This is a genomic window from Gammaproteobacteria bacterium (assembly GCA_022340215.1).
Classification (GTDB): domain Bacteria; phylum Pseudomonadota; class Gammaproteobacteria; order JAJDOJ01; family JAJDOJ01; genus JAJDOJ01.
Window position 1 is genome coordinate 1 of record JAJDOJ010000261.1, and the last position, 11,053, is coordinate 11,053.

Here is an 11,053-nt window from a genome sequence, read left to right on the forward strand (position 1 = left end):
CCAGATCGCGCCGGGTGAACTGCGAAGCAGTGAACGGCTTGGGCAGGAAGCCCAAGACCGGTGCCCAAGCAAAGCAGGGACAGCGCAGCGCCGGGATCGTTCGTCAACAAGACGCGACAACAGGCGCATAGTCGAACTATGGAACGGTTGTCGCAACACAGAGGACGGACGACAAAGACAAGCAGGATGGTATGTCATTTGACAGAAATCGCCTTATCTCTCGGTGCTCTTCAACCTCGTCGGTCAGGTCCCCCTGCTGAAGGTCAGCGGCGCCGAGGTCACCCATTTCAAGTATTTCTCCAACGAGCCCACGGTGCGCAGGCTCATCGCCGGTCTCACCCGCGACGAGCACGATCACGGCGGGTTTCGCCCCTTCACCACCGTCGCGGACATCCCCAAGACCGCCCGGGCGGCGCGCCGCAAGGGCCCGCAGCCGCTGGTGTTCGTCCTGCCCGGCATTCTCGGCAGCCATCTGGAGGTGCGGGGCAACCGCGTGTGGGTCGATCCCGGGGACCTGCTGATCGGCAGCGTCTATTACGACCTGGTCGAGTATCTGCGGGACACCCACGAGGTGGTGCCTTTTCCCTTCGACTGGCGGCGCTCGGTTCGCGAGGAGGCCGCGCGGCTTGCCGAGGTGATCGAGGGGCGGTTGGGCGGTCGCGGCGAAGCACCGGTGCGTATCCTCGCCCACTCCATGGGAGGGCTGGTGACGCGTGCCGACGGGAATCCGCTCAGGCCGGCAACCTTCCTCGCCACACGGCGGGGTGACGGCCGCGTACCCTGGGACCAGGGTATTCCGGAGGGTGCGCCCACCTGGTTCGCGGAAGTGGTGCACGGCGACCTGCCGAAACGCACCGAGGGTCCGTTCGAGATGTCCGGTGTGTTCGAGTCCGAGGACAACCGCTTCGAGGCCATCCGCGAGATTCTCGAAACCGGGAATACCGGTCGCCTGCCGAAGTCCCCGCCGGTCGTGCGTGGCGAGGAAACCGAACCCTTCGATCTGCCGGTTGCTCACGTCCAGATGTACCCCGACGAGGCCGCGCTCGTGAGCGCCGCGCTCGGTTCCCGTCCGGAGGCGCCCGCCGGCCCGCGGCGGCAGATCAGGGCGTCGGTCGCACAGGGTAACCTGGGGTTCGCACGACATCCCGTCATGGTCGGGCACTATCAGGGCGACATGCTGATCAGTGCTGAGGCGCAACTGGACCGCTACCTCGACGGCCGGCTGTCGAAACGCCACCGCCTGGGCTATTACCCCGGCCCGATCGAGACCTGTTCGGTGATCCTCAAGCCGCCAGGCCAGCCGGGTAGCGCGATCGTCGTGGGTCTCGGCGAGGTGGGACAGCTGACACCGAACAAGCTTGCGCGATCGATCAAGCGTGCGCTGATCGAGTACACCATCACCCGGGCCGACTGGGCGACGGGGAGCGAACCGCTGGCCGTGACCTCTCTGCTGATCGGGACCTCCGCCGGTGGTCTGTCCGTCCTGCATTCGATGTCGGCGATTCTCGACGGTGTGGTGCTCGCCAACGAATCCATTGCCGATCGCAGCGCACCGCCTGGCGCGCGCAGGCTGCTTCATATCGGCAGTGTCGAGTTTCTGGAGCTGTTCGAAGACCGCGCCGTCGAGGCCGCCACAAGGCTGCGGCAGGTGGCGGCCCTGCCCAGGTTCCAGGACGTACTGGTCGCCGCTCCCCGGGTGCTGCAGAGGGACGCCGTTCTGCATGCACGCCAGCGCATCCGCCAGAAACACCCTGGCGTCAACACCTGGGGTGCGTACCAGTGCTACGGAGATCCCGATTTCACGCTGGCTCGGTCGGCGGCAAAGCCCCGGGTCGCGGGTTCTTTCGTCACGCCGAGCCAGGTGGTGACCGAGCTGAACAACCTGACTATCGAGGCAAAGACGGTGCACGGGGGACAACTGGGCGCGCTAGAGAAACGTCTGGAAGCAATCTCGGATTCTCTGGACGAGGGATGGGCGTCGCTCGGAGCGGTTCAGTCGGCCTTCGGCGCCGCCTATGGCGAACTTGGTATTTTCCATAAGGCGGTAAGTCACTACGAAAACGCGCTGGAGGCTGAGGACGGCAGGATGGACCTCTATCTCGTCGAGCAGGAGGCGAACCTGAAGGTGCGCTGGGCGGCCGATCTGGCCACCGCGGCGGAAAATGGCGTGGTCCCGCTCATTCGGGACGCGATCAAAAGCCTGAATGCACTGATCGGCTTGGGCGAAACCGTCGAGCGTTACAGCATGCTTGCCAGCGCCTGCAAACGCTATGCCCTCGTCACCCGGGGAAGCCCCGTCGGTCACCTCAAGCGGATGAGTGACCATTACCGCAAGGCCTATGAATTGAAACTGCAGCGGACCGGGGAGATCGATCCCTACCCATTGTTGAACTGGCTGACAGGCGTACTGATCATCGAGCGAATTGGAACAGCCAGGGACAGGACCAAAGCGATCAGGGAAACCATGGACCGGTTCGACGAACTGACAGCGACGGTGAAAACGCACCTTACGAAGCAGGCGGAATGGGATACGTCTTTCTGGAACAGCGTGATGGCGGTGGACTGCGATCTACTGGTGCGATTGAAACGCGGCGGTCTGGAGAAAAAGGCCGTAAGGGAAACCTTTGTCGAAGCGTATCGGATTCGGTCCTGGACCAGTTGGAAGCCATTGCGCATCTTCTTGGCCGAAGCAGGCCGGGGAAGCCGGTTGCGAGCGCCTTGCGTGAGTTGCGAAAGGATTTGGCCAGGGGGGCCAGTCAACCCTGATCCGATTCATCGGACCTTCAGATGGGCCGTGGGGGCACGTCGCAACCGCCTTCACTTCGATCGCCTCGACCGAAGGTTGCGGGCTCGATGAACAACCCGCCGGAGGCGACCGGCTCCGGCGTAGTGCTTGTCTATACTAGATAAGGAAGGTCTTGTTTTCCGTGACCTCTGGACGGCTCCCGCGAGACTCGCGGCGGCTTTCTCGTCCACCTTGCGATGACCGGATACGGAATGGCTTGCTGGTTGATTTCCGTGGGCGGCATGCGGGTACCCCGCAATCCACAGGGATCGGACCCGGGGTTACCATTCGCATGGGTATAGACGGGTCACTGTCGGCATGAGCGAAAACAGTGGTAGCGGTCCGACTTTCTCGCTCTCCGGCGCGGCGATCATCCTCGCGCTGCTGGGTGCGCTGGTGGTTCAGGAACTGCCGCTGCGGGGATCTCGTCCCAACCAACCGGTGGTCTCCGGATACGACATCCCCGGGCGCGAAGATGTCCCTGCGCGCCTGTGGCAGGATCCCTTTGCCGCCGTTCAGCGGTATCTGAAGGACCACCGGACGGATGATCTGAAATCCGCTGACGGTTCCGTAGCCACCCCTGCCATGGGTGACGCGTTCTCTGATTCCAGATTCCGCGAACTGTGCGGGCAGCGCGAATCGGAGAATCCGGACGTGAAATCGACCTCGTCGCCGGAGGTCTCGACCGCCATGGGATCTCTATGGCGGGAACGGACGCTTGCGCTCCGGTATTCGCACAAGGCTTTCGATCTCGCCTGTCAGATCCATGCCGAGCGCGAACCCGTTACGGTGCTGGGTGTCATGGTGTTCGGCGGGCCCTATGTGGAAGCGGCGGAACATCGCACGCGCAGGCGCTATGCGGTGGTGTCGGCATTGGATACCGCGGGGTATACGCCGCGCGATGCGCAACACATCTCCTATATCGCCGACCCGATTCACCTGTACCTGGATGTTGGCCCCTCCGGCAACGCGCAAGCGTTTATCCCTTATGAGTGGTACGAACCCAAGGCCGGACACGCAAGAAACCCGGTGCTGCTTCTGTGGCTGAACGATGACGGCTATGGATACGATCCGTTCAGACGGTTGGCAAGAACACTGAGCGCAATATTCCCAGGAGGCCTGGACCCGCAGGACCGGGTCAAAATCATAGGGCCGGCAGGGTCCACCACCTTACGCGCGATGACCGTCGAACTGGGTCGCAAAGGTATTCCGGTGTGTGGGTTACTCGCTCCGGGGATCGTCGACCATCTGGAGGTTTATTCCCCTACCGCCACCGCTTCCGATGCACTGATTCTCGAGCCGGTGCTGAACGAAGAGGATAAGGACAAGGTCCGACTGTCGGAATATTTCAAGGTTCAATCCGTCGACCTGCTGCGCACGATTCCTACCGATCTCGATCTGTCCCGCCTGCTGGTCGAGGAACTTCGGCTAAGGGGTGTGCCCGCCAAAACCAGCGGTAATTCATCGAGACAGGGGCACATTGTCCTCATCTCGGAGTGGGACACACTGTATGGCCGTGCGTTGCCGGGGGCGTTCAAGAAATCGGTCATTGAGGCCTGCAAGAAGAACCTGAAGAAAGACCGACAAGATTGCCTGGAGGACGTACCCTGGTTGCACCGTTTCAGCTATCTGCGGGGACTGGATGGCAGGCTCCCTAACACCCCGGGTAGCGATGGCGGCGCCGATACGGGAGAGCGTTCCAAGGATTCGGAAGGGGGGCGGAGCCCATCGATGCCGAAACGTGCCGAGGGGCAGAGCCAGGTCGACTATTTGCGTCGCCTGGCCGGGGAGATCGAACGGCTCGACGATCGACTGAAGTCCGAGGGGAAGGGGCGTATCAAGGCGATCGGTGTGCTGGGTAGCGATGTCTACGATAAGCTGCTTATCCTGCAGGCGGTCCGGCCTAGGTTTTCCGATGTCCTCTTCTTTACCACCGACCTGGATGCGAGCCTGCTGCATCCGGCGGAGTACCGGTGGACGAGAAACCTGGTCGTTGCCTCGGGATTCGGGCTGACCCTCAACCCGGGGCTTCAGGGACAGATCCCCCCGTTTCGTGACGGCTATCAGGCGTCCGTCTTTTTTGCCGTGCTTGCGGCACTATCCTCGGAGCCGCCTTCGCAGGCGATGGTGGATCGATGGTTGGAACCGAGGATCTTCGAGGTCGCCCGCAATGGCGCGTTCAACCTCAGTCTGCGCGTCGAAGACCCATCGAGGGAGGTCAGGCTGGAGGGACTTCCGCTCGAGGGGGCCTTTCCCCTGCATCCGCCCGGACCGGACTTCTTCCCCGACCAGAAGACCTTTGGGTTCACGCTATTACTTCTGATCGTCGGTATCCTGTTGCTGGCCGCGGTCAGCGATGAATTTCGCGAGTTCGTTTTGGCCGCATGGCGATATGCGCGAAGAAAACCTGGGATCGCCTGCCTCGCCTCGATCGTGCTGATCGCGGTGCTCGGCTATACCTGGATCCTTATCTCAAACGAGGGTCGCATGGGTGAGCCCTTTTCCCTGACGGAGGGTATCTCCATCTGGCCGACGCAAATACTGCGCGGTGTCGCCGCGGCGATGGCGATCTATTTCCTGGCACGTTGCTGGCGCGAGATCAAGAAGAGCAACCGGCGAATCCGGGACGAGTTCGGGCTGGACCCCGAAGCATTACCAGATGCTCCAGCGGACCTGTACGAGAAATGCCTTCAGTACAGTGTGTTCCGCTGGCGACGCAAGCGCCGTGTCAGCGGGCGTGAAAGTGATTCGCCGGGGGCCGGTCCCGATACCTCGACGGTGTCTCTGCAAAAGGGAGGAAGCGAGCCCTGCAAGTGGCTGGACATTCGCGAAATCTGGGCGGAAAACCAGTTTCTCGGGACCTTCAGTCGCCGGCTTGCGCGTTCCGTAGTCCGGGTCGTGATCTATTTCGGACTGGCGATAATCCTCATGAAGTTGTTCGGCCGTCCTTTCATCCCCTACCGTGGCGATGCCGCACGGTTGATCGACTTCTCTATCTTGCTGGCGAGTGTGGTGTCGATGCTGGTATTGATCTTCTTCGTGGTAGACGCCACGCGACTCTGCCGGGTGTTCACGGAAAAACTGGTCGACGGCAGAGTCGCCTGGCCCGCGAGCACCGTTCAGTCCTGTTGCGGGCAGTATGGCGTGAGCCCGGGTTTCGCCATGGAGGTACTCAACATCAAGCTGATCGCATCGCGAACGGACACGATCTCGCGGCTGATCTACTACCCGTTCCTCGTCCTGTTCCTGATGATCATCTCCCGTATCACCTATTTCGACGACTGGGACCTGCCGCTGGGTCTGGCGATCGTCTTTCTGCTCAATGCCCTGTATCTCGTTTACTGCGCCATCGTCATGCGACGTACCGCGGTAAGCGCGCGGGACGCTGCGATCGATCGTCTCGAAAAGGAACAGATGAAGGTGACCAAGATGGGTGGACGGGAGAGTCCGCTAAGCGAGCAGGTGGACCTGATCGTCAAATATCTGCGTGAGATCCACAGCGGGGCGTTCGTGCCGATCCATCAGCAGCCCCTGGTGCGCTCGCTGCTGTTGCCATTCGGGGCGCTGGGACTTTCCGTACTCGACTACCTTTCACTGGCGAGCTGAAACCCCAGCCGGACCGCAGGTGTGGTCCGAGTATCCCCGGGGGACACGGTGCCCCCGGGACGTGAGGCGGATTCGATTCGATCAGCCGCAGCCACAACCCCCGCCATTGCAACATGCACCCCCGGACATCTCCGGCATCGGGGCGCTGTCCCGGGACGAACCGCCGAGGATGGCGGCGCCACCGGTGATGACCTTTCGTACGGGGCTGTCGGCGGGGGTGTCGCCCGGTTCGATCCCGGCACGTTCGCACAGATCGCCCCAGGTCGTGAGGGTCTCGGCCATGCGGTGCGAGATCTCGACCGTCTTTCCGTTCTCGGGGCAGAGGTAGTCATAGGTGGGCATGTCTGGTACTCCTGTGTGAAATAGATTCCTTAAACATCGGGGTGGCGGCACGCGAAGTCAAGTCCCGGACGTTTCGGTTTTATTGCCTCCCGGCTTCGGCTCCGGTACCGGATCGTATCCCCCCGGTGCGAAGGGATGGCAGCGCAACAGGCGCCGGATGGCCAGGCCCGTGCCGCGCAGGGCGCCGTGGGTCTCGATGGCCTCTACCGCGTACGCCGAGCAGCTGGGGTGGAAGCGGCAGTGCTGGCCGAAGAAGGGGCTCAGCAGGTAGCGGTAGCCCTTGATCGGCGCGATCAGCAGTCTGCGTATCATGTCGTGGCCCCGCGCGCGCCGGTTCGGCGCCAGACCGTACCGGCCGCGGAGTCTTCCAGTTGCACGCCTTCGGCGGCGAGCTGGTCCCGGATCTCGTCCGAACGGGCGAAGTTCCGCGCGGACCGGGCCTCGGTGCGTTCGGCCACCAGGTCTTCGACGGCCTCGTCGGACAGGGCCTTCGCGTCCTCGGGCGTCCAGCGAAACCAGGACTCGGGGTTCTGCTGAAGGATGCCGAGCAAGGCGCCGGCACTGACGAGTTCCCGCTTGAGGCGCTCGACCTCCCTGTTATCGTCCGGGCCTGCCGCGTTGAGGCGGCTCGCGATCTCGTGCAGATGTGAGAGGGCGAGCGGCGTGTTCAGGTCGTCGTCGAGCGCGGCGACGACCTCGGCAGGGACATCATAGTCCGCGGCCACGACCTCGGCGTTGGCGAGTTTCAGGGCCTGGTAGAGCCGGTCGAGGCTCGCCCGGGCCTGGTGCGCGATCTCGGGCGACCAGTCCAGGGGTTTTCGGTAATGTCCGCTCAGCAGTGCGTAGCGAATCGCCTCACCGGGGAATTGTGCCAGCAGGTCACGCACCGTGAAGAAATTGCCCTCGGACTTCGACATCTTGTCGCCGCTGACCGTGATGTAGCCGTTATGGACCCAGTAGCGGACGAAGTCCGCCCCGGGGTGCGCGCAGGTCCCCTGGGCGATCTCGTTCTCGTGGTGCGGAAATACGAGGTCCTGGCCACCCCCGTGGATGTCGATCGTGGGACCGAGGTGCTGCTGGATCATTGCCGCGCACTCGGTGTGCCAGCCCGGGCGTCCCCGGCCCCAGGGGCTATCCCAGCCGGGCAGTTCGTCCGTGGACGGTTTCCAGAGCACGAAGTCGGCCGGATTCCGCTTGTAGGATTCCACCTCGACGCGCGCCCCGGCGAGCATGTCCTCGAGTTTCCGATGGGACAGCTTGCCGTAGCTCTCCAGCGAGGGAACGTCATAGATCACGTGGCCATCGGCGGCGTAGGCGTGACCGCCGGCGATCAGCCGCTCGATCAGCCCGATCATCGCCTCGATGTTCTCCGTGGCGCGCGGCTCCAGTGACGGCGGCAGCGTGTTCAGGGCCGCCATGTCCTCGTGAAACGCATCGGCGAAGCGGCCGGCCAGTGCGGAGATGGGCTCGCCGTTTCCCTTGGCCGCCGCGTTGATCTTGTCGTCCACGTCGGTGATGTTGCGGGCGTAGACGACCTCGGGGTATTCACGCGACAGCAGGCGGTAGAGCACGTCGAAGACCACCACCGGCCGCGCGTTGCCGATGTGGACGTAGTTGTAGACGGTCGGGCCACAGACATAGATGGTGACCCGGTCAGGGTTCAGAGGCGTGAATGCCTCCTTTTCACCCGTCATGGTGTTGTGAAGCGACAGCGTCATGACATACCTCGGACCCGTGCGGGTTAGCTGCCGTAGAGCTCGTCGGGATCGATCAGCGGCTCGCTGTCCACGACCACACGGTCCGCCTTCACGACGTTGTAGAAGCAGCCCCTGCGTCCGGTATGACAGGCCGGCCCCGTCTGGTCGACCATCAGCAGCAGGGTGTCCCCGTCGCAATCCAGCCGCATCTCTTTCAGGTCCTGCACCTGCCCGGAGGACTCACCCTTGCGCCAGAACTTCCCGCGCGACCGCGACCAGTAGCAGACCCGCCCGGTTCGCAGGGTCTCCTCGATCGACTCGCGGTTCATCCAGGCCATCATCAGCACTTCACGGGTGTCGAACTGCTGCGCCACCGCGGGTAGAAGGCCCTGCTCGTTGAACGGCAGCGACGCGACGACGTCCGCCCAGGGAAGGCCTTCACCGGCCGCGGCGCGTTCGTTGCGCTTGATCGGGTTCTCGCCCATTGCGTCCTACGCATCGTCGGATGGAAAGCCGTCTATGATACCACCGCAGGGCGGCCGATCAGAATCTCCGCCGCCCTGCGGTGTCGCCGGGACGGGATGCAGGATAGAATCCGAAACGCTTCTAGCAGCCTGCGAGTCCCCGTACCAATTCGGAACACCGTTCATGAAATCCATCCTGATCAGCAATGCGGTCGTGGTCAACGAGGGCGAACTGCGCGAGGGCGATGTCCTGGTGAAGGACGGGCGCATCGAGCGCATCGCCGCGGACCTTTCGGCGGTGCCGGCCGATATCGTGCTGGATGCGGCTGGCCTGCACCTGCTGCCCGGCATGATCGACGATCAGGTCCATTTCCGAGAACCGGGCCTGACCCACAAGGGGGATATCCGCTCGGAGTCCCGCGCTGCCGTGGCCGGCGGCATCACCAGCCTGATGGAGATGCCGAATACGAAGCCACCGGCGACGACCCTGGAGGCGCTGGAGATCAAGCATGCGCTGGGCGCAGAGAAGTCGCTGGCCAATTACTCCTTCTATCTCGGGGCCACCAACGACAACCTCGATGAGATCCGCCGCCTCGATCCCGATCGGTGCTGCGGCATCAAGGTGTTCATGGGGGCCTCGACCGGCAACATGCTGGTCGACGATCCCGGGACACTGCGCGCGATCTTCCGCGACGCGCCCGCGCTGATCGCCACGCATTGCGAGGACACCCCCACGATCGAGGCGAACGAGCGCGAGTTCCGCGAGCGGTACGGCGAAACGGTGCCCTTCGCCTGTCACCCGCTGATCCGCAGTGCGGAGGCCTGTTACAAGTCGTCCTCGATGGCGGTGGAACTCGCCCGCGAGTATGGCACGCGCCTGCATGTCCTGCACCTGACGACCGAACGCGAGCTTTCGCTCTTCGGACTGGCGCCGATCGGCGAAAAGCGCATCACCGCAGAGGTCTGTGTGCATCATCTGATGTTCGACGATCGCGACTACGAGGAGAAGGGCGCGCTGATCAAGTGCAACCCGGCGATCAAGCGACCGGAGGACCGTCACGCGCTCATCGAGGCGCTGATCGAGGGACGGCTCGATGTCGTCGGCACGGACCACGCACCGCACACCCTGGAAGAGAAATCCAACACCTATTTCAAGGCGCCCTCGGGCCTGCCGCTGGTGCAGCATGCGCTACCGGCGTTGCTGGAGCTCTATCACGACGGCCGGATGGGGCTCGAGGACATCGTGTATCGCAGCAGTCACGCCGTGGCGGAGTGTTTCCGTATCCGGGAGCGCGGCTACATCCGCGAGGGCTACAAGGCGGACCTCGTCCTCGTGGACCTCAATCGACCCCAAACAGTCGCCCGCGACGACGTCCTCTACAAATGCGGCTGGTCGCCGTTCGAGGGCAGGACCCTCCGGTCCTCGGTGCGGGGCACGCTCGTCTCGGGCCGGCTCGTCTACCGCGAGGGACGGTTCCTCGACGAGGCACCGGGGGCGCGGCTGGCATTCAATCGAAGCGATGTATGAGTGACGATTCGACGGAGTTCCATGAACTGGTCGCCGGCGATCCCGCCGGACGCCTGCTCGAATACCACGACCGGACCAAGCATCAGCTGAACCGGTTCGCGCGCTCTCCCGGCTATCTCGACTGGGCGACACAGCCCGATCCCTTCCGGCGCTACGAAGGGGCGCCGCGAATCGCGCTGGAACACCCGCCCGAAGACGTTGCGGGGCCGCGTTATGACGAGCTCTTCGGTAGCGTACGGCAGGCAGATCCTGTCGATATCCATTCACTCAGCCGATTCCTTTACGACAGCCTGGCGCTGTCCGCGTGGAAGGAGGCGGGACCGGAAAACCGCTGGTCGCTGCGCGTCAATCCCTCGAGCGGGGATCTCCACCCGACCGAGAGCTATGTGATGCTCGGTGCCGGGGCGGGGATCGAGGCCGAGACGGCGCTGTATCACTACAACGTCTTCGAGCACGCGCTGGAGAAGCGCCGCGGGTTCGGCCAGGTTCGACTGGATCCGTTCGGAGACGGTAGCGGCGGGTTCTTTGTCGGCTTCAGTTCGATCTACTGGCGCGAGTCCTGGAAGTACGGCGAACGCGCCTTTCGTTATTGCCACCACGACGTGGGACATGCACTGGGCGCCGTGGCGGT

The 11,053-nt window shown here is 63.4% G+C and carries 8 protein-coding genes; 4 read left to right on the forward strand and 4 right to left on the reverse strand.

Annotation, left to right across the window (positions count from 1 at the left end):
• Positions 1-223: 223 nt before the first annotated feature.
• Both LJE91_17715 and LJE91_17720 read left to right on the forward strand, forming a co-directional pair.
• Positions 224-2,857, forward strand: coding sequence for a hypothetical protein (locus LJE91_17715; protein ID MCG6870499.1), 2,634 nt, complete (start codon positions 224-226; stop codon positions 2,855-2,857).
• 246 nt (positions 2,858-3,103) lie between these two features.
• A complete protein-coding gene (locus tag LJE91_17720) occupies positions 3,104-6,391 on the forward strand; it encodes a hypothetical protein (GenBank protein ID MCG6870500.1) in 3,288 nt (1,095 codons plus the stop codon).
• Between the two features lie 81 nt (positions 6,392-6,472).
• Here LJE91_17720 and LJE91_17725 read toward each other — a convergent pair whose 3' ends face one another.
• The 4 genes from LJE91_17725 to hisI are packed head-to-tail and all read right to left on the reverse strand — an operon-like array spanning position 6,473 to position 8,915.
• Complete coding sequence (locus LJE91_17725) at positions 6,473-6,733, reverse strand: zinc ribbon domain-containing protein (GenBank protein MCG6870501.1); 261 nt, start codon at positions 6,731-6,733, stop codon at positions 6,473-6,475.
• Between the two features lie 57 nt (positions 6,734-6,790).
• The gene (yidD, locus tag LJE91_17730; GenBank protein MCG6870502.1) at positions 6,791-7,045 is read right to left on the reverse strand and encodes a membrane protein insertion efficiency factor YidD; all 255 of its coding nucleotides are present in this window, start codon (positions 7,043-7,045) and stop codon (positions 6,791-6,793) included.
• Positions 7,042-8,451 carry a cysteine--tRNA ligase gene (gene cysS, locus LJE91_17735; GenBank protein MCG6870503.1) on the reverse strand — a complete coding sequence of 470 codons (1,410 nt, stop codon included), beginning with the start codon at positions 8,449-8,451 and terminating at the stop codon, positions 7,042-7,044. The genes yidD and cysS overlap by 4 nt, the downstream gene beginning before the upstream one ends.
• A gap of 23 nt (positions 8,452-8,474) precedes the next feature.
• Entirely contained in the window at positions 8,475-8,915 is a 441-nt protein-coding gene (hisI, locus tag LJE91_17740; GenBank protein ID MCG6870504.1) for a phosphoribosyl-AMP cyclohydrolase, read from the reverse strand.
• A gap of 163 nt (positions 8,916-9,078) precedes the next feature.
• Here hisI and LJE91_17745 point away from each other — a divergent pair, with 163 nt between their 5' ends.
• Positions 9,079-10,422: a dihydroorotase gene (locus tag LJE91_17745; GenBank protein ID MCG6870505.1), complete on the forward strand. Its 1,344-nt coding sequence runs from the start codon at positions 9,079-9,081 to the stop codon at positions 10,420-10,422.
• On the forward strand, positions 10,419-11,053 hold a 635-nt coding region (locus LJE91_17750), incomplete at its 3' end, for a SagB/ThcOx family dehydrogenase (GenBank protein ID MCG6870506.1). The genes LJE91_17745 and LJE91_17750, both read left to right, overlap by 4 nt.

Excerpts from the sequence above, each read along its gene's own strand:
- LJE91_17720 (MCG6870500.1), top strand. The coding sequence starts at position 3,104 with ATGAGCGAAAACAGTGGTAGCGGTCCGACTTTCTCGCTCTCCGGCGCG.
- LJE91_17725 (MCG6870501.1), bottom strand. The coding sequence starts at position 6,733 with ATGCCCACCTATGACTACCTCTGCCCCGAGAACGGAAAGACGGTCGAG.
- yidD (MCG6870502.1), bottom strand. The coding sequence starts at position 7,045 with ATGATACGCAGACTGCTGATCGCGCCGATCAAGGGCTACCGCTACCTG.
- cysS (MCG6870503.1), bottom strand. The coding sequence starts at position 8,451 with ATGACGCTGTCGCTTCACAACACCATGACGGGTGAAAAGGAGGCATTC.
- hisI (MCG6870504.1), bottom strand. The coding sequence starts at position 8,915 with ATGGGCGAGAACCCGATCAAGCGCAACGAACGCGCCGCGGCCGGTGAA.
- LJE91_17745 (MCG6870505.1), top strand. The coding sequence starts at position 9,079 with ATGAAATCCATCCTGATCAGCAATGCGGTCGTGGTCAACGAGGGCGAA.